This is a genomic window from Paenibacillus sp. FSL M7-1046, from assembly GCF_038007405.1.
Classification (GTDB): domain Bacteria; phylum Bacillota; class Bacilli; order Paenibacillales; family Paenibacillaceae; genus Paenibacillus_AQ.
This window is the reverse complement of sequence record NZ_JBBOXB010000001.1, coordinates 155790-180329: the sequence shown is the minus strand read 5'-3', so window position 1 is coordinate 180329 and position 24540 is coordinate 155790. Positions and strand designations below refer to the sequence as shown.

The following is a 24540-nucleotide window of genomic DNA, read 5'->3' as shown; positions in this document are numbered from 1 at the left end:
CTAACCTTAGTGTTAGAGAGACAAACCTAAATGCTGTGTTGCTCATGCCTTTTTTGGTTTTCTGTTTGTACGAAATTACTATTAAGGAAGTGGCCTAAATGTTCAAAAAGTTGTTTGGCGTTTTGCAAAGAGTCGGTAAAGCGCTTATGCTTCCTGTAGCCATCCTGCCTGCGGCGGGCTTGCTGCTCGGGATCGGCAACATGCTGGTTAACCCGGATTTCCTCCAATACGTACCGGCACTGGAAAACAGCGGGGTTCAGGCCGTTGCCAACGTTTTGATGAACTCGGGACAAATTGTTTTTGATAACCTGTCACTCTTGTTTGCGGTCGGGGTAGCCATCGGTCTTGCCGGTGGTGAAGGGGTTGCCGGTCTTGCGGCAATCATCGGTTTCCTCGTCATGAATGTAACCATGGGAACGGTACTGGGCATTAACGCTTATGTATTGACCTGGAAGGATTTCTCCTATTCCAGTGTCTTGGGAATACCGACGCTGCAGACAGGGGTTTTCGGCGGTATCCTGGTCGGGATACTGGCTGCGTCGATGTATAAGCGGTTCTTCCGCATAGAATTGCCGTCGTATCTCGGTTTCTTTGCGGGTAAACGGTTTGTGCCGATCATGACGGCAGTAACCTCTCTGATTCTTGGTCTTGTATTGACGGCTGTTTGGCCGCCGATCCAGCACGGCCTGAACTATGTGTCGCAAAGCATGATCAACACGAACTTGACGCTGTCGGCCTTTATCTTCGGTGTCATTGAGCGTTCACTGATTCCTTTCGGCTTGCATCACATTTTCTATTCGCCGTTCTGGTATGAATTCGGAAGTTATGTCGATAAAGCCGGTGAACTGGTACGCGGGGATCAGCGGATCTTCATGCAGCAGCTGCGCGACGGGGTGGATTTCACAGCGGGTACATTTACAACAGGTAAATATCCGTTCATGATGTTCGGTCTGCCGGCAGCGGCACTGGCGATCTACCATGAAGCCAAACCTGAGAACAAAAAGATTGTCGGCAGCTTGATGATTTCTGCAGCCCTTACTTCTTTCCTGACGGGGATTACAGAGCCGCTGGAATTCTCATTCCTGTTCGTAGCTCCGCTTCTGTTCGCAGTGCATGCTGTCTTTGCAGGTCTTTCCTTTATGACTATGCAAATCCTTCATGTTAAGATCGGAATGACCTTCTCCGGCGGCTTTATCGACTATGTGCTGTTCGGTATTATCCCGAACCGTACTGCGTGGTGGCTGGTTATCCCGGTAGGTCTGGTTATTGCCGTGATTTACTACTTTGGATTCCGCTATGTCATCCGGAAGTTCAATCTGAAAACTCCGGGCCGTGAAGATGCATCCGATGATTCGGAAGACGTCAACACGGGGAATGTATCTACAAGCGGTGATGATCTGCCGCGCAACATTTTGTCCGCACTGGGCGGCAAAGAAAACATCACCCACCTGGACGCCTGCATCACCCGCCTCCGCGTCGAGGTTAAGGATAAGGCAGGCGTAGATAAGAACCGGCTGAAGAAGCTGGGTGCTTCCGGTGTGCTTGAGGTTGGTAATAACGTTCAGGCGATCTTTGGTACACGTTCAGATACAATCAAGTCACAGATACAGGATGTCATGAACGGCAGAATACCAGCTGCTTCAGCTGCTGCCGCACCGCAGCCTGAGCTTGAGAAGCAGGCCGGTGAAGAAGGCGCAGCAATTATTCCTGAGGACATCGTGTCCCCGGTAAACGGCGAGCTGCTTGATATTACGCAGGTTCCAGATGCTGTCTTCTCCCAGAAGATGACGGGTGACGGATTCGCCTTCCTGTCAGATGACGGCAAGATTGCTTCACCGGTATACGGTAAAGTGTTCAATGTATTCCCGAGCAAGCATGCCATCGGGATTATGTCCGACGGCGGCAAGGAAGTGCTCGTGCATATTGGTGTTAATACTGTAAAGCTTAAAGGCCAAGGCTTCACGATTCTAGTAGAAGAAGGCGACCTTGTAGCTGCAGGACAGCCGATTATGGAAGTGGATCTGGAATACGTGAAAGCCCATGCGCCTTCCGTTATTTCACCGGTCATCTTCTCCAATCTGCCTGAAGGGTCCACGGTTACCTTGAAGAAGCCGGGTAAAGTGGCTGTAGGCGATAAAGACATCATCAGCATTCAGTAACATGTGCATTGGCATGGCGCTTCCCTTATAATGGAGGGGAGTGCGGCCTTCGCATAAGACAAACATTCAAATTAACAGAAAGCGAGTTGGATATTATCATGCAAAAAACATTCAGAATTATTGACGAAGACGGAATTCACGCACGCCCAGCAACAGCGCTGGTAAATACAGCAACAAAGTTTAAAGGCACAGAAGCATTCGCGGAAGCCAAAGGTAAAAAAGTAACACTTAAATCCATTCTCGGCGTATTGTCTTTGGGCCTTGAAGCTGGCGATACCTTGAGTCTGATTACTGAAGGCAGTGAAGAAGCGGAAGCACTGAGCGCACTGCAAGATGTGATGATTAAAGAAGGGCTGGGAGAGCTCCATGAATAAAATTTCAGGAATCGCGGCTTCAGCAGGTATTGCCGTAGCCCGTGCATTTATCCTGGAACATCCGGATTATACAATCACGAAGACTGCTGTTAGCGATGTGGAAGCCGAGATTGCCAAACTGGAGAGCGCCCTGGAGAAATCCAAGGGCGAGCTTCAGGCCATTAAGGAGCGCACGCTCGCTGAATTGGGCGAGAAGAAGGCGGAGATTTTCGAATCCCATCTGCTGATTCTTGAAGACCCCGAACTCATCAGTCCCGTAATGGATAAAATCCGCGAGGAATCGGTTAATGCGGACTATGCCCTAAATGAAGTAGCCACTCAGTTTATCGAAATGTTCGAAAATATGAAAAGTGCTTACCTGCAGGAACGTGCCGCTGATATGCGCGATGTAACCAAACGCATCCTGAATCACCTGCTGGGTATTCACTATGTAAGTCCTGCGGAAATCAATGAAGAGGTTATCGTCATTGCCCTGGATTTGACTCCATCCGACACGGCACAGCTTAATCGTAAATACGTGAAGGGCTTCACGACGAATATCGGCGGACGCACCTCGCACTCGGCCATCATGGCCCGGTCCCTGGAAATTCCGGCGGTAGTCGGCACCAAGAATGTACTGTCTGAAGTCAAGGCGGGAGATCTGGTGATTGTCGACGGTTTGAGCGGAGATGTTCTAATCAACCCGAGCGATGCTGAAGTCGCCGAATATAAAGCTAAGCAGGAAGCCTATGATCTGCAAATCGCCGAGTGGAAAAAACTCCGCGATGAGCCGACCGTATCGGCTGACGGCAAACATGTAGAACTGGCTGCCAACATCGGCACACCTAATGATGTGAACGGTGTGATCGAGAACGGCGGCGAAGGTGTAGGTCTATACCGCACCGAGTTCCTGTACATGGGCCGCGACAAGCTGCCTTCCGAAGAAATTCAGTACAATGCTTACCGCACCGTGCTTGAGAACATGAACGGCAAGCCGGTTGTTGTGCGCACACTGGATATCGGCGGCGACAAGGAGCTGCCTTACCTGGATCTGCCGAAGGAAATGAACCCGTTCCTTGGATTCCGTGCGATCCGCCTGTGTCTGGACCGTCAGGATATTTTCCGCACCCAGCTGCGCGCTTTGCTTAGAGCAAGTGCTCACGGTGACCTGCGCATCATGTTCCCGATGATCGCTACGCTCGGCGAATTCCGTGCAGCCCGCGATCTGCTGCTGGAAGAAAAGGCTAAGCTGCGCGAAGAAGGCAAGGAAGTATCGGACAACATTCAGTTGGGCATCATGGTAGAAATTCCATCAACGGCGGTTCTGGCTGACCAGTTCGCCAAAGAAGTGGATTTCTTCAGTATCGGTACCAACGATCTTATTCAATATACGATGGCTGCCGACCGTATGAATGAACGGGTATCCTACCTGTACCAGCCATACAATCCGGCGATCCTGCGTCTGGTCAAAATCGTTATCGACGCAGCCCATGCTGAAGGCAAATGGACCGGCATGTGCGGCGAAATGGCCGGCGACAGCACAGCGATTCCGCTGCTGCTCGGTCTGGGCCTCGATGAGTTCAGCATGAGCGCAACCTCCATCCTGCCTGCACGCAGCCAGATTTCCAAGCTGTCCGCTGCAGACATGAAGGAAATGGCTGCTAAAGCACTTCAGCTTGGCACCGCCGAGGAAGTTGCTGCACTTGTGCAGAGCAGCGTGAAGTAAATTCGCAAAGATTTTTTGCATTATCCGTTTAGGCAATTCACTCTTCCAACTACTACTGCCGGTCTCCTCTATTGGAGGCCTTTTTTTTGTTGTCAGCGGCAGTACATCATCTGTTGTTCGTGCTGTCCTTTATAAGGACAAGCTCAAATGCCTGGGCGCAGCAGCCGATAATAGAATGTGGGCACATAAAACGGGTGGAACCCAAACCTGTGAACATAGTGTTACATATTATATTATGATTCAAAAGAAAGACAGTACTCTATAGACTTCGCTTGCAGATCTGTGCAAGTATTAATTTCTTCCGTAGTGGAAATAGTTGGATTTAAGTGAAGTAAACCGTTATCCGGCAATATGGCGGAGAACAGGGGGATGGTGGAATAATGAATAGCAATTATATAAATACAGAGATAATAATAGAAACTTATGAAGGCAAGGACCTTGGAGTAACCTACACTGCAGGCTGCAGCCAGTTTAAAGTATGGGCCCCGACGGCCTTTACCGTATCGGTTGTATTGTACGAGACCGGCGGGAACGGCGCAGATGTATCAGCCGTTTATTCCAAAGACAGTGGAGTGATTATCCCCATGCAGCGCCAGGACGGCGGTGTTTGGCAGGCGCAGCTTACCGGAGATCTGAAAGGCAAATATTATATGTACCGCACCGTATTTGCCGACGGAAGTATAAGGGAGGCCGCCGATCCCTATGCAACTGCTGTTTCGGCAAACGGGGTGAGGTCGGCGATTGTGGATTTGCGTGAAACCGATCCGCCCTCCTGGGCAGAGGACCGTTCACCCCAGTTGCCACATCCCGCAGATGCGGTAATTTATGAGCTGCATGTGCGTGATTTCTCCGCCCATGAGAGCTCTGGCATGTTGCATAAGGGGAAGTTCAAAGCTTTTACGGAAACCGGATTACGTGATTCCGCAGGGAATGCACTGGGAATTGATCACTTGGCTGAACTGGGGATTACCCACGTGCATCTAATGCCGGTATTCGATTTCCAGACGGTAAACGAACTGAATGCAAATGGTCTGGACACCGAAGCGGGACATTACTCAGAATATAACTGGGGGTATGATCCACAGCATTATAATGTACCTGAAGGGTCCTACAGTACGAATCCGGCTGAACCCGGGACCCGGATCCGTGAATTCAAAGAAATGGTGCAGGCACTGCATAGCCGAGGCATTTCGGTCATTATGGATGTGGTGTACAACCATACGTATTCTGTTGAGAAGGGGCCATTCGAGCCGCTGGTGCCGGAGTATTTCTACCGTCATGATTATTTGGGTAGACTGTCCAACGGTTCGGGCGTCGGCAACGAAATTGCCACAGAGCGGCCTATGGTGCGCAAATATATTAAGGACTCCTTGTTATACTGGGCTTCGGAGTATCATATCGACGGGTTCCGCTTTGATCTGATGGGTCTGATGGACAGCGTAACCATGCGCGAAATTACGGAAGAGCTGCGCCTTGCCATTAATCCGAATCTGCTGATCTACGGGGAGCCGTGGACAGGAGGGGACTCTCCGCTGGCGGACAAAACGCTGAAGGGTGTGCAGCGGGGCAAAGGTTATGCGGTGTTCAATGACAACTTCCGCGCGGCAATAAAAGGCGACAGCGATGGTTGGGGCAAAGGCTTCGCAACCGGTGAATACGGCAAAGAAGGTGCAGTGGCGTCGGGAATAAAAGGAGCGATTCATGAATTTACCGACTCGCCTGTCGAAACTGTGAATTATGTAACCGCTCATGATAACTTGAATCTGTGGGATAAGGTGCTTGCTTCCCAAGGCCAGCGCCAGGCGGCGGATCTGCCTGAACTGGAGAACGGAAGATTGAAGGGCGGCGGAGAGGTCGAAAAGGCGGTTGCTAAAGCAAATCCGTACTTCGCAATCGACCCGCAGGATGTTCTTGACAATGAAACTGTGCGCCGCTCCCTGCTGGCTAACGGGATCATTTTAACCTCCCAGGGCATTCCTTTTCTGCATGCCGGAGATGAAATGCTGCGCAGCAAATATGGGGATCATAACAGCTACCGTTCCCCTGATGTGGTCAATGCGATCCGCTGGGATAACAAAGAGACATTTATGCCTGTCTTTCAATATTATAAAGGGCTTATTGAACTGCGGCGGAAGCATCCGGCCTTCCGTCTGCATGGACGGCAGGAGATCGAGCGCTCACTGGAGTTCCTGCGCTGTGAAGACGGCGTCGTCGCTTATCAGCTGAAGGATAATGCAGGCGGTGATGTCTGGAACAATATCGTTGTTATTTTCAACGCCAATTGGGGGCCTGTTACTCAGCAGCTGCCTGAGACAGGCGGCTGCTGGAACATTGTGGTAGATCATTCCGGTGCCGGTACAGAAGCCTTCCGTATTGCTACAGATCATACAGTACAGCTTGAAGGACTGTCGATGATGGTACTGTATGATGTCTACGGCGAGCCTGCACCGCGGGCAAAGATCATTGAGGTTCATTATGACCGCCCCGACGGCGATTACCGCGGCTGGAATCTTTGGGTGTGGGGTACGGGCATCCAGGATGGGCAGTGCGATTTCCGGCAGATGGAGGATGGACGTGCGGTAGCGCGGATCGAAGTGGTGCCGGGAACAGAGTCGGTTGGATATATTTTGCGGCTGAATGACTGGGAAGAGAAGGGCAGCGGGGACCGCTTTATTGACTGCTCCGGCAATGAAGCGCTACTTAAGGTAGTGGTGCAAGACCGCAGCAGTGCAAGCAGCGGCGATGGAGATAATCCGCTTCAGTTAAGCAGCTGAAGTTAAGCTATAGATTAAACAGATAGCCACTCAGCTGATAAAGGCTGTTCCAGCATCGCCGCCGTTTGGGCAGTGATTCCGGAACAGCCTGTTTTGCTGCCTGTTTCTTTATTTATGCTTGTCTGAATGTTCTTCATCCACAAGCTTATTGTATAGATTGGCTTCGTTGCCGCCGCTGTTTTTGGAGCGGTACATCGCCAGGTCGGCGGCACGGAGCAGTTCGTTGATACTGCCGCCATGCTGCGGATAAAGAGCTACGCCTATGCTGGCGGAAGTATGAAAGCTGGAGCCTTGGTTGACAGACCAGGATTTGTTGAACAGCTGAAGCAGGCGGTCCAGCATTTCCTCCAGCATCTCTGGATTGGTAAAGCGGTGAAGCACGACGGCGAACTCGTCGCCGCCGATGCGGAACGCCTGACCGAATCCTTTAACCGTCTGCTGCAGCTCACGGGAGAGCAGCTGCAGGAATTCATCTCCGGCCAAGTGGCCAAGGGTATCATTAAGCTGCTTGAACCTGTCGCAATCTAGCAGCGCAACGGCTATCTCCTGTCTGTGGTCCTCAGGCTGATTAATCAGGTTCTCCATGTACATTTTAAAATGGGCTCTATTGGGGATTGCTGTTAAATGGTCATAGAAGGCCAGCTTGTGGAGCCGTTCCTCATGTTGCTTACGCTGGGTAATCTCACGAGAGATAAGCATATACTGCGCGGGAAAAGCACGGCTGCCGGTGATCGGTGAGATTTTCGTTTCCAGCCACACCCAGTGGCCTTCTGCCGAACGCATGCGCAGCTCCGAAATCCGCGGAGTCCCCTGGACTACACTCTTCAGCTTCGCCCAGGAGATTTCAGCTTCGCGGATGTAGTTGGAGAGAGGAACACCTTTGTCCGGCACGTAGCCAAGCACGCTGGAATGGGAAGGCGAGGCGTACAGGATCATGCCGTTTGGATCGGTCAAAATAATGAAGTCAGACATGGTCTCACCGATCAGCTGGTATAGGGATTGATCTTCCTGCATCTCACTTTGCAGCGAAACTACTCTGCGGCAGAGATAGATAATAACGAGCATAAGCAGGAATAAGATCAGCGAGTAGGCCGCGAACAGGGTGCTTTTTTTTTCACGGAACTCTTGGGTAATCTGCTGTCCGTAGTTATCGATCAGGTTCTCGGATTGATCCAGGCTGCTGCGGACCTCACTCAGCCGGGTGTTGATCATGGTAGCTGAGTAAATATCCGGGTTCCAATTGCTTTCCATACGCCGGGAGATCAATTCCTGCCCGGTACTCTTCCAGCTTTCAAAATAACCCTCGAAGCTCTGCAGCTCGTTTCTCAGCCGGGAGAGCAGCCGATTGCTTTGTGTCATCCTCTTTTCCGGTTGCTTCATAGCGTTGATGTTATAGCTGGCCATGCCCAGCCGCTGCTTCACCTGGGCATTATTGTCATGAAACTCCTGAGACAGCAGGCTGCGCTGTTCACGGTTAATGTTCCGGTTCATCACCGTGTGCAGCGCAAGGGCAGCCTGATGAAGATCCCGGTCGGCATTCAGAATCAGCTCTGAGTTTTGGTAGACATCGCTGTACAGTGAATCTGAAAGCCGGTTAATTGTGTGGTTCAGATACAGCAGAGAAGCAGTGCTGATGCCCACCAGAATAACGGAGATAGCGGCAAATAAAAGGATTAATCTGCGTGTGTTTTTGATTTTGTATAAAGCCACTGTCATCCTCTCCCCGCATAAAACTTTGAGAAATCTCTTTGATAGTAGATGATACCTATGCGGAACTAATCCCGGCTGCGGGTAATTGGCCGCAGGGACAACGAGAGAGTGTCTTTCAAATAGTCATAGAAACATAGTGCTTCCAGTACGATTAGGGATCCTTCTCATCAGTATGTAGGACGTACTGCTTAGGGCATCCGGGCCGAGTATGGAATATAAGAGGTTGATCCGAGCCTGAAATCCCCTGCCAGCCGACCTTTCGGGTCATCAAGCGATCCGGTAAGCCGGGGAGGAGACGGGATTCTTGATATAATTAGCTTCAGATTTAAACATTATGTATAGTACTGACTTATTCATACTCCAACCCTTGAGTCCTATTACCCAAGTTTTCTACAAACGATACTCCCTTTCTGTGCTAAGCACTAAAATATCATAGCTGCCGCTCCCGTCCCTTATATTAAAGGTTAGCGGGTTCGTTCCCGGCGAGTTTAGGGATTGATTCCTCTGAATTTGTCGGCTTGTCAAAATGAAATTTTGTGCATATAATAAATAGACATATCTTCTGAGTAAGAAGATGCAGTTTCTCAGCTACATCATTATAAATGCAGTGATGGAGAAGAGTACGCAGTGCCTGGCTTACAGGGAGGAGACGCCGCAGATTGAGAGCGTTTCTAGGAGAGCAGAGCTGCCGAAGTTCACTCCGGAGCAGTTCCCTGAATTTACTTCAAGATCTTTTTGAAGAAAGACAGTAGGGGAAACCGGCCGCAGACCGTTATTTCTGTTAAAGTGAGGCATGTCTTTACCGCACCGAAAGAGGGAATACAGCTCTTAAGGGAAGGGGTACGGCAGTCTAACAAGGGTGGTACCACGGTCTTTTCGTCCCTTACCGGGAGGAAAGGCCTTTTTTTGTTGACAATATGATGATTAAGGGGGCAGTACACGCCATGAAAGAAAAGCTGGAAGCATTGAAGGTTGAGGCATTGGCTAAGCTGCAGGAAGTAACCGATCCGCAGGTTCTAAATGACTTACGCGTGAAGTATCTGGGCAAAAAAGGCGAGTTAACCGAGGTTCTGCGGGGAATGGGAGGACTTAGCGCGGAAGAGCGACCGGTAATCGGCCAGGTGGCGAATCTGGTGCGCAGCGCGATTGAGGAAATTATCGGCTCCAAGCAGGAGGCATTCCAGCAGCAGGAAACGCTGAACCGCCTGCAGGCAGAGAAAGTCGATGTAACGCTGCCGGGCCTCGGTTTGCCGCAAGGCGGAATTCATCCGCTCACCCGGGTGGTGCAGGAGATTGAAGATATCTTCATCGGCATGGGCTACCTGGTAGCAGAAGGCCCTGAAGTAGAGACGGATTACTATAACTTCGAGGCACTTAATCTGCCGAAGAACCATCCGGCACGCGATATGCAGGATTCCTTCTATTTGACGGATGATCTCCTGATGCGTACGCAGACTTCTCCGGTGCAGATCCGCACCATGCAGGCAATGCAGGGCGAAACCCCGGTCAAAATCATCTGTCCGGGCAAAGTGTTCCGCCGAGATGATGATGATGCCACCCACTCCTTCCAGTTCCATCAGATCGAAGGTCTGGTCATTGGACGGGGAATCCGCATGAGTGACTTGAAGGGTACATTGCAGCAGTTCATGAAAGAAATGTTCGGCCCGAGTGCGGGGATCCGTCTTCGTCCGAGCTTCTTCCCATTCACCGAGCCTAGCGTTGAAGTTGATGTCAGCTGCTTCAAATGCGGCGGAGACGGCTGCCGGCTGTGCAAACAGAGCGGCTGGCTGGAAATCCTCGGCGCTGGCATGGTACATCCGAATGTACTCAGAATGGGCGGATACGACCCTGAGGAATATAGCGGCTTCGCCTTCGGCGTAGGTGCGGAGCGGATTGCCATGTTGAAATACGGCATCGACGACATCCGTTATTTCTATATCAATGATATGGGCTTCGTGAAGCAGTTCAAGGGCATTTAGATTTTTGACGGGTGAGCGGCTGTTAGATAAATACATCTGAAATAAAGGAAGTGAGCGGACATGAAAGTATCAACCGGATGGCTGGCTGATTATATATCGTTAGAGGGAGTAACCGCTGAAGAGCTGGCGGACAAAATCACCACTGCAGGCATTGAGATTGACGGTGTCGAGCGCCGCAACAAGGGGCTTTCCGGGATTGTAACCGGATATGTGAAATCGAAAGAAAAACATCCCGACGCCGATAAGCTGAACGTGTGTATCGTGGATGCAGGACAGGGCGAGGATCTGCAGATCGTATGCGGAGCAAAGAATGTCGAAGCGGGGCAAAAGGTGCCTGTAGCCTTGGTGGGCGCGAAGCTTCCAGGTCTGGATATCAAAAAAGCCAAGCTGCGCGGCGTATTGTCGCAAGGCATGATCTGCTCGGCTAAGGAGCTTGGGCTCAATGACAAGCTGCTGCCGAAAGAACTGCAGGAAGGCATTCTTGTTCTGCCTGAGAATACCGAGATCGGCCAGGATATTCTGAAGGTGCTGGGCCTGAATGATGAAATTCTTGAATTCGATCTGACACCGAACCGGTCCGATTGCCTAAGCATGATTGGCGCGGCCTATGAGGTAAGTGCGATTCTTGGCCGGGATCTGAAGCTGCCCGATCCGGCAGCGGATCTGGTAGAGACCGGGAGCCAGGCATCCGACTCTATTTCCGTAAAAATCGAGAATGACGAATACTGTTCCTGCTATGCAGTACGCTATATTACCGGAGTGAAGCCTGCTGCTTCTCCGCTCTGGATTCAGAACCGGCTGATGGCTGCAGGTGTCCGTCCGATCAATAACATCGTGGATATCACTAACTACGTCATGCTGGAATACGGACAGCCGCTGCATGCCTTTGACAGTGACAAGGTGGAAGGCGGCGTGCTTGGTGTCCGCTTTGCGCAGGAAGGCGAGGTTCTGACTACGCTCGACGGGCAAGAACGCAAGCTGGAGCCGCAAATGCTTGTGATCGCCGATGGGGCAAAAGCCGTAGCGCTTGCCGGAGTGATGGGCGGACTGGCAACGGAAGTAACTGGAGAAACAGTGAATCTGGTGCTGGAATCGGCCAAATTCGACGGTGGAACGGTCCGCAAGGCTTCACGCCAGTTCGGCCTCCGCTCTGAAGCATCATTGCGCTTCGAGAAAGAAGTGGATCCGAATGCCGTAATTCCGGCATTGGACCGGGCGGCAGCGCTGATTGCGCGTTATGCCGGGGGTTCAGTGCATGAAGGCATTGTTCAGGCAGGAGGAGACTCTGTACAGGAGAAGGTTCTGACCTTGTCACTGGAGAAGTTGAACAACTATCTCGGCACGGAGCTGTCACTGCTGGAAGTGAAGACATTGTTTGGCCGTCTGCATTTCAAATGCGGTGATGCCTCCCAGGGAGTTGTTGAAGTTCAGGTGCCAACCAGACGCGGCGACATCAGCTACGATGTGGATCTCATTGAAGAGATTGCCCGGCTGTATGGCTATGACAATATCCCGACAACCCTGATGGAAGGCATTACCACTCCTGGAGCACTCACTAGACAGCAGTTCCTGCGCCGCGAGCTGCGCCGCCTGCTGTCCCTTGGCGGATATCAGGAGGTCATGGGTTATTCCTTCATTCAGCCGGAGCAGAGCAAATGGTTCCCTGCGCTTGCAGAAGGCCAACTTTCTGTGAAGCTGGCCATGCCGATGAGCGAGGAACGCAGCGTGCTGCGTACCAGCCTCATTCCGCAGCTGCTGGATATTGCCCTCTACAATACCAACCGCCGGCAAAGCGATCTGGCGCTGTTCGAAATCGGCAATGTCTTCTTCACCGACGAAGAGCAGCTCACCCGCCAGCCGCGTGAGCTGCCGGTGCTGGGACTGCTGCTGAGCGGAAGCCGCGCAGCCAAACAGTGGAATGTGACGGCAGAGCCTGTCGATTTCTTCGATCTTAAGGGCGCGCTGGAAACCGTGTTTGCCCATCTGGGACTTACCGGACGCGTAGTCTACGAAGCTGATGCCCCGCAAGACTATCATCCGGGCCGTTCCGCTTCGGTGTATCTGCTGGGAGATGAAGGGCGCTTGAAGATCGGAACAATCGGCCAGCTTCATCCTGAACTGCAGCGCAAGCTTGACCTGGAGGATACCTATGTAGCTGAGATCCTGCTGCAGCCGCTCTATGAGTCTGCGCGCGCTAACCTGCAGTACAGTGAACTGCAGCGCTTCCCGGGAATGGAACGGGATATCGCAGTCGTTGTGGATTCGGAAGTTCCGGCAGGCCATCTGCTGGCATCCATCCGTGAGAACGGAGGAACACTCCTGCAGAATGTGCAGGTATTCGACGTGTACACCGGCGGCAAAATGGAAAGCGGGAAGAAGAGCGTAGCGATCTCGCTGCTCTACCGTCATACGGAACATACACTGACCGACGAGGAAGTTGGGGAAGTGCATGATAAGGTTGTTTCCGCACTTCAGCAAACTTTTGGTGCGGAATTAAGAAAGTAGCAGGAATTGTGCAAAGCCGCAGCGAATCCATTTAGAACCAGAGATTCGCTGCGGCTTTTTTCTAATAAGTCTAAGGTTCGGCGGATATGGACTAAATCAATATAATGAAGACGTTTTTTTTGCCAAATGTTTAAGAATAACGCTACAATAGAAGCAGGGATAGCAACTTAGAATCCGCACACATACAAAGGAGGGCACAACTGTGGCTATGGACCGGACTCGTGTCGCCGTGGAGATATATGGAACTTCCTATAAACTTGTCGGAAGCAGCACTGAATATATGAAGCAGGTTGCCCGTTATGTGGACGAGCACATGCGCGCAATTTCCAAATCACATTCCAGACTGGATACACCGCGGATTGCGGTGCTTGCAGCCGTACATATGGCAGAGCAGGCCATCCAGGTTCAGGACTTTAAGAATGAGCTGAATATGCTGACCGGCGAGCGCACGGAGCTGCGCGTGGAGGTATCGCGTCTCCTCGAAGTACAGCGGGAGCGGCAGGAGGAATTCGAACGGCTGGATGCTGCGGCCAAAGAAGAGGCAGCACGGCTGATTGCCGCCGCTGAAGAGGAACGCAAACGGCATTTGGAGATACAGGAACAGGAGCGCAAGGTTCATGCCGAGCAGCTGCTTGAAGCAGGAAAGACGGCCGCTGCGGACCGGGATAAGCTGGCTGAAGAGCTGCAGGCCCGCGAGGTGGAACTGAAGACGCTGCGGGATACGAATGAGAATGAGCAGGCTGCTGCCCGCGAGAGTCACCGGCAGGAGCTGGAACGGCTTGAAGCTGCACGTCTGGAGCAGCTGGAAGTACTGAAAGCGGCACATGCGCAGGAGCTGGAACTTCTCCGCGAGACATTGTCCAAGGAGAAAGCGGAAACGCTGTCGGCTCTCCAGCAGGAACTGGCCGAGACCCGGGAGTCGCTGGGAAGCGAGGTTGTGGAGATCCGCACTTCGCTGAGCAAGGAACTGGCGGATACCAAATCCGCGCTGGACAAAGAACTCAGCACCGAAAGAGAAGCGCTGCAGAAAGAGCTTGCCAAGAATAAGGAGCTGCGGCAGTCACAGGGTACCCAAGAGCACCGGCATAAGCAGCAGCTCGGAGAGCTCGAGAAGCAGCTTAGCGAGCTGCGCGGCGGAACCGGGCAGCTTCAGTCCAGGCTGAGAGCGGCGGAAGCGGGGCTGAAGGGTGAACGTGATGCCCGTACGACACTTCTGGCGCAATATGAAGCGGTTCTAAGCCGGGAGGAGCAGCTTTCTGAAGAGCTGCGCTCCGCTACGGAACTGGGAACACTGCTGAATGGGGAGCTGGAAGAGCTGCGCCAGCGTTATGAGCAGGTACAGCGCGAAGCCGTAGAACTCAGAGAATCTCTGCAGGCAACAACCGATACCTTGAGCCACACCAAGGAAGAGCTGCGTTCTGCAGCCGAATTGGGAGAGCTGCTCGGCGATGAGCTGGAAGGACTGCGCCAACGGTATGAGCTGGCACAGCAAGAATCCTCAGAGCTGCGCAAGTCGCTGCAGGGAACCAAAGACAGTTTGCTGAACGTACAGGCGGAGCTTACCCGTACAGCAGAGGAAGCCGGGAACTGGCAGGAGCTTGCGGACAAGCATATGGAGGATATCAGCGAGCTGGAGATGAACCTTCTGGAAGCCGAAGAGAAGTCAGCAGGACTGCAGCGTGAGATTGATACGCTCCGCGGCCAGGCAGACGGAATGGTGCAGCAGCTCGACCGTGAGGCCCAGCTGCGTGCAGAAGCGGAAAGTGAGAGCGCAGCACAGCGTGAAGCTGCCGCAGAAGCCCGCAAGGAGCTTTCGGCGCTGCGCGGGCGTTATGAGGAACTCATTGCACAGTATGATGATGTTCTGCAGGACGGCGAGCAGCTTCGCGAAAGATACGAGCTGCTGGAAGCCGAAAGCGAAGAGTCCACACGGCGTCTCGAAGAGCTCTACGAAGCCAGCCGTGAAGCTGCCGTAACTGCAGCGGAGCAGCAGGAAGTGCTGAAGGAAGCGCGGGAGTACGAGGCATCCTGGAAGCATAAGTATGAAGAGCTTCAGCAGCGTCAGCAGCAGTGGAGCGAAGCGGAAGCCACTTTGCGCGAGGAAATCGAGATCTGGCAGCAGCAGGCCGGAGAAGCCGAAGCCGAGGCTGAATCCATGAACCGGGAGCGCAGCGAGGTGCAGCAGCAGCTCGCAGAAATCGGTGAGAGCTACGAGCTTGTGCAGGGCCAGCTTCGTTTGGTGCAGGCGCAGTTCGAACTTCGGCAAGTTGAGCTGGATAAGCTCTCTCAGGAGCATCGCAATCTCCAAGGGGAATATGCCAAGCTGCAAAGTGAATATAATGAATGGATTCAACTGATCGAACAGGATAGTTGAATGGCGGACGCAAGATAAAGACGGGGCCCGGGCAGTGAATTCTGCCTGGGCCCCGTCTTTATCTAAATATAAAAATTTATATGCTTCACGCTATAAATTATCCTTCTATTTCTCGCTGAAACGGATACCGTCCTTTTGAGGACGGCGAAGCCGTTTCCACTTGTTAGATATCAAGTTGGCATCTGCGGATAACTGTATGCGATTATTCCACGATAATCTTAGCGCTCATCGAGCTGTGCCCGGAGCCGCACATGATTGCACAGGTCATTTCAAAGGTTCCTGCTTCCTCTGGAACAATGACGCGGGAAGAGTCCTTGGCGGTTAATTGAAGCTCCAGCTCAGGAACAAGAATTCCGTGATTGCCGCTTTCATTCTTAAAGGTGATCTCCACCGGCACGCCTTTTTTTAAATGATATTCCTCCTGGTCAAAGCTGTAATTCGTAGCAGAAATGACGAGTTCATCCTCCGGCTTGATGCCGGAAGCAGCAGTACCATTACTGCTGGTGGAGTCGGCTTGCTTGCCGTTGCCGCCACTACAGGCCGATAGTATAAGAATAAATGCGATGGACAGCAGCATGGCTGATCTTCGGATCATCTTCATCCTCCTATAACTATATTTTGATACCATTCGGTGACAATAGCATAGCCTACTTTTAAGCGGAAGTCTTGGATAAACTTTTCAATACTGTTGAAAAACAATCAGGCTCGGAATTTCGTCTAAAATATGTCCGAAGTTTGTCGAATAATGCAAATAAATGATGCAAAAATAAATTAAATTTATTATAATGAAAGCTATTATATTAACGGTTAGAAGTAGGGGATGTACATCACTTTAGCTAATGATACGTTGAATGCGGAGATATGGCACAGGAGAATATTAAGCGGGTATTGGGTGCTGGTAATTTTCATGCTGGCTGCCCAGCTCATCTTTATGTTGTCAACCCATATGCCTGAAGTCAAGACAGTGCTGATTCCGAGCAAGGGGCACCTATTTATAGGATGTAATATAATGATTGTGATCGCGATGATACTCGCCGAAATGTGGTTGCGCACTACCTTGCAATATCACAAGCAGGCTGTTGTTGTTTGCGGGTTTATTGTGTCCTATTTGATGTATTTCGTCTTGGAGCCGTTTGTTGACGGTGCACAAATGACCCTGATGATGCCAATTATGATTGCGCTTGTTTATTTCGATCAAAGACTGCTGCACGGTTTGGGACTGATCAGCTTACTGTTTTATGCCGGTGTTTATTTGGGGCTGGAACGGCCGTTGCTGCATAAGCCGCTGTTGGAGTTTCTGATGGTAGAGTGCGTGTTTATTGTGTTCGTTGTGATGGCTCAGGCTGTAATTGTCCGGGCACGTGAAGTCCGTGAGCATCTGGAGCAGCTGACCATATCCGAACAGGAACTTATGGTCGAGCGGGCAATTTCCGATAAGATGCTGAAGATTGATGCACTTACCGGTCTTTACAATCACAAGTCATTTCATGAATATCTGGACTCACTGCTGGAGCAGTGTGAAAGCAACGGGCTGCGGCTGCAGCTGGCGCTGTTTGATATTGATAACTTCAAGCAGGTGAATGACACATATGGACACTGGGTCGGAGACCTTGTGCTGAAGGAGGTTGCTGCCAAGATGGGCAGCCTGATCAGCTTAAATGATTTTTCGGCGAGGTATGGGGGGGAGGAATTCGCGGTGATCTTCACGGATAAAAGCTTTCACGATGCTTATGCCGCTGCAGAGAAGATGCGGACAAACATCGCCCAGATGGAGCATCCCTATGCCGGTGACAAGCCGATTACGGTCAGCATCGGATTATGTGATTACCAGCTCGGAGACGGCAAAGAGCGGCTGTTCCGTAAGACGGACAATGCCCTGTACGAAGCCAAGCGGAGCGGAAAGAACACTGTGGTTACCGCATCTGTAGCCCATGACGATGATCCGGTCATGTCCTATGCGTAAGTTACTATAATAAACCCCCTAGTTCCGTTATAATCCGGAAATAGGGGGTTTCGTTGTCTGCAGAGCCACTGCTGGGCGATACGTTATTTTCCCGCTTCAAACGGAGTGGATACCGGCAGAAACAGGTCGATAATCCCTATGACGAGTGCTGCCAGAAGCGCGCCAAGGATCGAGACGCTGACACCGCTCACGACAAACTGGGCGATCCAGATGACTAACGCGCTGACGATAAAACCGACGATTCCGCGGCCAAAGGGCGTTGTTTTTTTGCCGAAGATGCCCTCAATAACCCAGCCAAGCAGAGCGATCACCAGGGCAAGGACAAGCGCACTCCAGAAACCGCCGATCGTAAACTGCGGGACAATCCAGCCGACAACCAGCAGCACGATGGCTGCAACGATGAAACGGACGACATGACCCAAAAATTTCACTGAACTAACCTCCTTTGCCTTCGTTTCAAGGATATGTGCAGTTGTTATTGTGGCCTGAATCGCCGATTCTATGCCTAAATAGCGCAAATGGGCCGAATTAGGTATAATGTAAACATCTATGAAGGGAGCTGTGACAGTAATTGGACGACAAGATTTTGCATACGCTTGAATATCGCAAGATTTTAAATAAATTGATGCAATATACGCAAACTCCGATGGGACGGCTGGCGGCGGAAGACCTGAAGCCCTCCGGTGATTTTGAAGGGGTGAAGAAACTGCTGCAGGCCACAGATGAGGCGGCTAACGTTGACCGGTTGAAGGGAATTCCTTCTTTCCGCGGGGTCAGCGATATTCGGCCTGCGCTGAAACGCGCCTCCATCGGCGGCATGCTGGGAACGACGGAGCTGCTGTCGGTTGGCAATACCATTGGCGGAGCCCGCCGGGTCAAGCGGTTTCTGGCGGCCATGCATGAGGATGAGAAGATCCATTCTCTGTTTGCCTTAAGCGATCTGCTCTCGGAGCAGAAGCATGTAGAGGATGACATCCGGGCCTGCATTGATGAGAATGCGGATGTGCTCGATTCGGCAAGCCATGAGCTTGCCACGATCCGCAGAGAGCTGCGCGGAGGGGAGACGAGAATCCGTGAAAAGCTGGATTCGATGATCCGTTCCTCCTCAGTGGCCAAGATGCTGCAGGATCAGCTGGTGACGATCCGCGGTGACCGGTTTGTCATTCCGGTCAAGGCCGAATACCGCGCCCATTTTGGCGGAATCGTGCATGACCAGTCCGGTTCAGGGGCAACGCTGTTCATTGAGCCGGAGTCCATTGTGGCGATGAACAACAAGCTGCGGGAGACCCGGCTGCGCGAGGAACGCGAGATTGAGATCATTCTCCACCGGCTGACCGCGCTGGTAGGCGACATTGCCGAAGAAATGACCTATGATGTCGATATCCTTGGCGAGCTTGATTTCATCTTTGCCAAGGCGCGTCTGGCGCGTGATATGAAAGCGACCCAGCCACGGATGAATGATCGTGGCTACCTCAAGCTGCGCAAGGGACGCCACCCGCTTATTCCGGCGGAACAAGTCGTTCCCTTGGATGTGGAGCTTGGCAATCAATACAGCTCAATCATCGTTACCGGGCCGAATACGGGCGGTAAGACGGTTACGCTGAAGACCATCGGCCTGCTGAGCCTGATGTCGATGTCCGGATTGTTCATTCCGGCAGAGGAAGGCAGCCAGATGTGTGTATTTGATGCGATTTATGCCGATATTGGGGATGAACAGAGCATTGAGCAGAGCCTCAGTACCTTTTCCAGCCATATGACCAATATTATTTCCATACTGAAGCGTATGACTCCGAAAAGTCTGATCCTGCTGGATGAGGTGGGAGCGGGAACAGATCCGGCCGAAGGCTCGGCACTCGCCATTGCGATTCTGGAGCATATTCACCGGATAGAATGCCGGATGGTGGCCACCACGCATTACAGCGAACTGAAGGCTTATGCCTATGAACGCAAAGGGGTCATCAATGCCAGCATGGAATTTGATGTGCAAAGTCTCAGCCCAACCTATAGACTGCTGATTGGGGTGCCGGGCCGAAGCAATGCATTTGCCATTGCCGAACGCCTCGGCCTGCAGAGTGACATTCTTGAGCATGCCCGCGGCGAGGTCAAGGAAGAGGATCTGCGCGTGGAGCACATGATTGCTTCACTTGAAGAGAACCGGCTGGGTGCGGAGAATGAACGCGAGCGTGCTGAAGTGGTCCGCCGTGAAGCGGAAGAATTCCGCAACCGGCAGCAGCTGGAGCTGGAGAAGCTGGAGAGCCAGCGCGACAAGCGGCTGGAGAAGGCGGAGAAAGACGCCAGTGCCATTCTGGATAAGGCGCGTAAGGAAGCGGAGGAAATCATCAGCGATCTGCGCAGGCTGGCGATGGAGGAAGGTGCCTCCGTCAAGGAGCATAAGCTGATTGAAGCACGCCGCCGCCTCGATGAAGCCGAACCGGCACCGCGCAAGAAGGCGGTATCCCGCAGCAGCAGCAAAGCGCCGCGGCGGATTCAGCCCGGAGATGAAGTCAAACTGCCGAGCGTGAATCAGAAAGGCTTCGTCGTGGAGCTGAGCGGAACGAAGGAAGCGCTGGTGCAATTCGGCATTATGAAGATGAAGGTTAATCTGAACGATCTGGAGTTCCTGGCTTCCGCCCCGGATGTCCCCGTTCCTGCTCTTCGCCGGGCTACTACAGTGAAACGTACCCGTGACGAGAACATCCGCAGTGAGCTGGACTTGCGCGGGACGAACCTGGAAGAGGCAATCATGGAGACCGACCGCTTTATTGATGAAGCCTTTCTCGGCAACCTGGGCCAGATTTCGATCATACACGGCAAAGGAACCGGCGTGCTGCGAACAGGTATTCAGGAGTACTTGCGCAAGCATAAGCATGTCAAAAGCTACCGGCTCGGGAATTATAATGAGGGCGGCGCGGGCGTAACCGTGGCTGAACTGCAATAGCGGCGGAGCCTGGCGGAAAGAGGGGGAAAGATGCAAGAAACTATTGATCTTATGCTGGGCCATCCGCTGGGCGCACTGATCGGTTACTTCACCGTGGCGATTTTGGGGCTGGTGGTGTTTCTGTCCTTTTTTGAAATGGTGACCAAATATAACTGCTGGGAAGAAATCCGCAAAGGGAATTTGGCGGTAGCTATGGCGACAGGCGGCAAAATCTTCGGCATTTGTAATATCCTGCGCTTCAGCATACAGGCAGGGGCATCAATTTACGAGACGATGAAATGGTCGGTTGTCGGATTTCTGCTGCTCTTGCTGGCTTATTTTTTGTTCGAGTTTTTAACCCCTGTTTTTTCAATTGATGATGAAATTGCCGCAGATAACCGTGCTGTCGGATTGACGGCCATGCTGATCTCGGTTTCACTGTCTTATGTAATTGGCGCCGCTATATTCTAAACTCGGGGAGTAGGAAAATCATGAAGATGCTGATCCGGATTCTGTTTTTTTCTGCCCTGGCTTTTATAGCGGCCGGTATTATTTATTTAATGGTGAATTGAATTTAAATGTGAGGTAAGAAGGAGATTTTAGTGATGGAAACAACCGTATGCCCTTGGTGTCATACCGAAATCGTGTGGGACGAGGAATTTGGACCCGAAGAGACTTGCCCCCACTGCAACAATGAGCTTAGCGGCTACCGTACAGTCACTCTGGGCAGTGACGATCTGGAAGAAGACGAGCCGGAGACTGAGGACGAACCGGAATCAGAGGAAATCAGCGATGAGGACTTGTGGGACGACAGCGACAAGGAGAGCGTAGTGCCAATCTTCAATACCGCCAGCCAATTCAGCGACGATTATGATATGAAGCGTTATGAGCATAGCGTTTCTGCAATTCTTGCTGCACAGCTTGAAGCCCCCGAGTGCCCGCAATGTCATGAACTGATGGTGCTTGCCGGTACACAGAAGGTAGACAGCTTTGAGCCATCAGCTCCCGAAGCACTGGGTGGAGCTGTATTGAAAGCGCCGTTTGCGCTTAATCTCTATGTATGCCCTTCATGTTTTCATGTTCAGCACAATCTGGCGCAGGAAGACCGTATTCAGTTTGTGCGTAACCTGAGCACCTCTGCGGAATAAATGCCGATTCATGTCAGCCCTGCTTTCTGGACATATTAAAGCTAGGAATGTCCAAAAGGCAGGGGGTTAATTATGAAAAGCTTATTGCGTAATCAGGCGGTTCTGCTGCTTGCCGTGGCCGGGCTGTATATGCTGGCGAGTGTGCTGGCAGGCACTTTTCTGAACGTCTATCTGTGGAAAAACCGCCAAAATTTTGCCATGATCGGCTGGTTTACGGTTGCTCAGCAGGTGGCTGTTGGCCTCAGCTTCTGGGTGGGCGGCAAATGGGTGAAGGAGCATAATAAGATGAATGCCCTGCGGCTGGGAATCGCCGTTTCGGGCTTTTTTTATTTGCTGGTGCTGTGGCTGGGGGGACAAGCAGTACATTATATCTGGCCGCTCGGCCTGATCCTGGGGCTCTCGATAGGCTTCTTCTGGCTGGCGTTCAACATCGTGTTTTTCGAAATTACCGAAGCGGTGAACCGCGATTTCTTCAATGGGTGGATGGGGCTGCTTGGTTCCTTTACCGGCATCGTCGGACCGTGGGTTTCCGGTTGGCTGATCTCGCTGTGGCCAGGGGAACGCGGGTACCGCGTCGTATTTATAATCTCGCTCTGCACTTATGGTATTTCAGCCGTTCTCAGCTTTCTGCTGCAGAAGCGTAAGAGCGAAGGGACCTACCTGTGGCTGGAGCCCTGGAAAGAGCTCCGGCGTGCCGGGAGCCCATGGAGACCGGCAGCGGCTGCGCTGCTGTTTCAAGGGCTGCGTGAGGGCGTTTTTTCATTTCTGATCGGCTTATTAGTGTACATAGCGGCTAGGGAGGAGAGCAAGCTGGGGCAGTTTGCTCTCATTACCTCAGCTGTATCTCTGATCAGTTATTTTGCTGCCGGTAAGTGGTTCAAGCCTAAATTCCGCTCCGCAGGCATGTTGGCCGGTGGCCTGCTGCTGCTGGCTGTGATTACACCGCTGCTCTGGAAAGTCAGCTACGGGACGCTGCTGATCATGGGCATAGGAACCTCCCTTTGTATTCCGTTGTATATGCTGCCCATGGTTTCGACCAGCTTTGACTTGATGGGGCTGTCTGCGGAGGCAGCCGGCAAACGGGTCGAGCTTGTCGTGCTGAGGGAGCTGAGCCTCATGAGCGGACGGCTGCTAGGGATGTTCGTATTCATTGCGGTGCTGTCTGTGAACGACTCACCACAGGTCATCACGCTGCTGATGCTGCTGCTGGGTGCATCTCCGCTGGGCAGCTGGCTGGTCTTGCGCCGTCTGCTGAGAAGCGGTAAATATCATCCGTCTTGAAGAGGGCGTGATGACCGGATAGGGGGAAGGTTAAGTTTTGGCCAAGAAAAAAGGTTATGGCCTAAGGACGAAGGTTGCAGTTATGGTATCCGCTGTGGTGATGTTGGTCATGCTGGTGCTCTACATTATTTTCCGGAATCAGATTATCCCGCAGACCCGCCATGCCCTGGAGGATAAAGCCATTACGATTGCCCGCACCCTTGCCCTGATGCCGCTGGTGTCGGAAGGGCTAGGGGAGGGCCGCAGTAAGGAGATTCAGGCCTATACCTCCAAAATCACCCGCCGCAATGATATTATGTTTGTAGTCGTAATCGATATGAACAGTATCCGCTATTCGCATCCTGATGCCTCAATGATTGGAAGGCACTTTGTGGGTGGAGGACAGAAGATGGCGCTGCGCGGGGAAGAGAGTATCTCCGAAGGCGAGGGGCTGCTGGGCAAGTCACTGCGTGCTTTTGTGCCAGTTTATAACAACAGAGGTTCTCAGGTGGGAGTAGTCGTAGTCGGACTTTCGCTGGAACGCGTGCACCGTCTGGTACGGCAGAATGAATGGACCATCATCGCGATTCTGCTGTCCGGTGCCGTGCTTGGAGCCGGAGGGGCGATCGTGCTGGCCCGGAAAATCAAACAGATGATGTTCGGTATGGAGCCTTCGGATATTTCCAAGCTGCTGGAAGAGCGCAGCGCCATGCTGCAGTCTGCACGCGAAGGCATTATTGCGGTAGATGATAAAGCCCGGATCACAATGATCAATGTGGAAGCAGAGCGGCTTCTGGGAACGGTGGGCATTACTGGAAATGCGATGACCCGGCATATTGCAGATTATTGGCCTGAGCTGCGTCTTGAGCCTGTGCTGGCCACGGGGGAAGCGAAGGTGGATCAGGATCTTGAGCTGAACGGCATCACTTTGCTCGTCAACAGTGTTCCGATCCGGGTGAATGGCCAGATTGCGGGAGCTATCGCTACGTTCCGGGACAAGACCGAACTTGCCGTCCTGGTTGAACGGTTGTCCGGCATTTCCGTATATGCGGACGCCCTGCGGGCCGGGACGCATGAATTCATGAACAAGCTGCATGTCATTATGGGAATGACACATATGGGCCTATACGATGAGCTGCAGCAGTACATCTCGGGAATGGTGGGCAACTACCAGAAGGAAATTGGCTCTATTACGAGACAGATTAAAGACCCCGTGATGGCAGGCTTCCTGCTGGGGAAATTGAGCCGGGCCCGCGAAGCGGGAATTGATCTACAGCTGACCGGGGACAGCTATTTGCCGGAATCGGCAGACCCGCAGTGCATTCATGAACTGATTACGATTGCCGGCAATCTGCTTGACAACGCTATGGAGGTACTGAAGGAGCATAACGTCAAGGAGATAGAGCTTGCTTTTTGTTATGACCGGGGGCGCCTGATATGCACCGTGCGGGACAGCGGACCGGGCATTCCAGAGGCGCTGCGGGAGCAGGTATTTGTTCAAGGCTTTTCCACCAAGGGAGAGCAACGGGGGATCGGTCTGTACCTGGTCCAGAAAAGCGTGGAGAAGCTGCAGGGCAAGCTTCAGATTGTAGATGACGGGAAGCCGGGAACAACGTTTATGGCCGATGTGCCATATGCTGTAAAGGGTGATGAAGCTGTATGACCATTAAGG

16 protein-coding genes and 1 other annotated feature are annotated in these 24540 nt (G+C 52.2%); of the genes, 13 read left to right on the top strand and 3 right to left on the bottom strand.

Going from position 1 to position 24540, the window contains the following annotated elements; all coding sequences use genetic code 11:
- Window positions 1-98: 98 nt before the first annotated feature.
- The 4 genes from ptsG to pulA all read left to right on the top strand — a co-directional run bounded on the left by ptsG (window position 99) and on the right by pulA (window position 7012).
- Window positions 99-2159, top strand: a complete 2061-nt coding sequence (gene ptsG / locus NYE29_RS00665; protein WP_340893828.1) for a glucose-specific PTS transporter subunit IIBC — start codon at window positions 99-101, stop codon at window positions 2157-2159.
- A gap of 98 nt (window positions 2160-2257) precedes the next feature.
- Complete coding sequence (locus tag NYE29_RS00660; RefSeq protein ID WP_038599075.1) at window positions 2258-2533, top strand: HPr family phosphocarrier protein; 276 nt, start codon at window positions 2258-2260, stop codon at window positions 2531-2533.
- The gene (gene ptsP, locus NYE29_RS00655) at window positions 2526-4238 is read left to right on the top strand and encodes a phosphoenolpyruvate--protein phosphotransferase (RefSeq protein ID WP_340893826.1); all 1713 of its coding nucleotides are present in this window, start codon (window positions 2526-2528) and stop codon (window positions 4236-4238) included. Before NYE29_RS00660 ends, ptsP begins: the two co-directional genes overlap by 8 nt.
- Window positions 4239-4618: 380 nt before the next feature.
- Entirely contained in the window at window positions 4619-7012 is a 2394-nt protein-coding gene (gene pulA, locus NYE29_RS00650; protein WP_340893825.1) for a type I pullulanase, read from the top strand.
- Between the two features lie 108 nt (window positions 7013-7120).
- Here the strand turns inward: pulA and NYE29_RS00645 are convergent, their stop codons facing one another.
- The gene (locus tag NYE29_RS00645; protein WP_340893823.1) at window positions 7121-8722 is read right to left on the bottom strand and encodes a sensor domain-containing diguanylate cyclase; all 1602 of its coding nucleotides are present in this window, start codon (window positions 8720-8722) and stop codon (window positions 7121-7123) included.
- A gap of 598 nt (window positions 8723-9320) precedes the next feature.
- Window positions 9321-9609: a binding site (T-box leader), on the top strand.
- A gap of 57 nt (window positions 9610-9666) precedes the next feature.
- Between NYE29_RS00645 and pheS the strand changes: the two genes are divergently transcribed.
- The 3 genes from pheS (at window position 9667) to NYE29_RS00630 (ending at window position 15580) form a co-directional block, all read left to right on the top strand.
- Window positions 9667-10701 carry a phenylalanine--tRNA ligase subunit alpha gene (gene pheS / locus NYE29_RS00640; RefSeq protein ID WP_340893822.1) on the top strand — a complete coding sequence of 345 codons (1035 nt, stop codon included), beginning with the start codon at window positions 9667-9669 and terminating at the stop codon, window positions 10699-10701.
- Between the two features lie 60 nt (window positions 10702-10761).
- The gene (gene pheT, locus NYE29_RS00635; protein ID WP_340893821.1) at window positions 10762-13206 is read left to right on the top strand and encodes a phenylalanine--tRNA ligase subunit beta; all 2445 of its coding nucleotides are present in this window, start codon (window positions 10762-10764) and stop codon (window positions 13204-13206) included.
- 202 nt (window positions 13207-13408) lie between these two features.
- Complete coding sequence (locus NYE29_RS00630) at window positions 13409-15580, top strand: hypothetical protein (RefSeq protein ID WP_445322142.1); 2172 nt, start codon at window positions 13409-13411, stop codon at window positions 15578-15580.
- A gap of 202 nt (window positions 15581-15782) precedes the next feature.
- Here NYE29_RS00630 and NYE29_RS00625 read toward each other — a convergent pair whose 3' ends face one another.
- Window positions 15783-16175: a cupredoxin domain-containing protein gene (locus NYE29_RS00625; protein WP_340893819.1), complete on the bottom strand. Its 393-nt coding sequence runs from the start codon at window positions 16173-16175 to the stop codon at window positions 15783-15785.
- A 297-nt stretch (window positions 16176-16472) separates the two neighbouring features.
- Here NYE29_RS00625 and NYE29_RS00620 point away from each other — a divergent pair, with 297 nt between their 5' ends.
- Entirely contained in the window at window positions 16473-17543 is a 1071-nt protein-coding gene (locus NYE29_RS00620) for a GGDEF domain-containing protein (RefSeq protein WP_340893817.1), read from the top strand.
- Between the two features lie 83 nt (window positions 17544-17626).
- Here NYE29_RS00620 and NYE29_RS00615 read toward each other — a convergent pair whose 3' ends face one another.
- The gene (locus NYE29_RS00615; RefSeq protein WP_038588253.1) at window positions 17627-17974 is read right to left on the bottom strand and encodes a phage holin family protein; all 348 of its coding nucleotides are present in this window, start codon (window positions 17972-17974) and stop codon (window positions 17627-17629) included.
- Window positions 17975-18114: 140 nt separating this feature from the next.
- Between NYE29_RS00615 and NYE29_RS00610 the strand changes: the two genes are divergently transcribed.
- The 5 genes from NYE29_RS00610 to dcuS all read left to right on the top strand — a co-directional run bounded on the left by NYE29_RS00610 (window position 18115) and on the right by dcuS (window position 24531).
- Window positions 18115-20481 carry an endonuclease MutS2 gene (locus tag NYE29_RS00610; RefSeq protein ID WP_340893816.1) on the top strand — a complete coding sequence of 789 codons (2367 nt, stop codon included), beginning with the start codon at window positions 18115-18117 and terminating at the stop codon, window positions 20479-20481.
- A gap of 30 nt (window positions 20482-20511) precedes the next feature.
- On the top strand, window positions 20512-20931 hold the full coding sequence (locus NYE29_RS00605) for a DUF350 domain-containing protein (protein ID WP_038588259.1): 420 nt from the start codon (window positions 20512-20514) through the stop codon (window positions 20929-20931).
- A gap of 134 nt (window positions 20932-21065) precedes the next feature.
- Window positions 21066-21608, top strand: coding sequence for a hypothetical protein (locus tag NYE29_RS00600; protein WP_340893814.1), 543 nt, complete (start codon window positions 21066-21068; stop codon window positions 21606-21608).
- A gap of 72 nt (window positions 21609-21680) precedes the next feature.
- Window positions 21681-22889, top strand: coding sequence for an MFS transporter (locus NYE29_RS00595; RefSeq protein WP_076111468.1), 1209 nt, complete (start codon window positions 21681-21683; stop codon window positions 22887-22889).
- A gap of 37 nt (window positions 22890-22926) precedes the next feature.
- A complete protein-coding gene (dcuS, locus tag NYE29_RS00590) occupies window positions 22927-24531 on the top strand; it encodes a DcuS/MalK family sensor histidine kinase (RefSeq protein ID WP_076111470.1) in 1605 nt (534 codons plus the stop codon).
- Window positions 24532-24540: the final 9 nt, after the last annotated feature.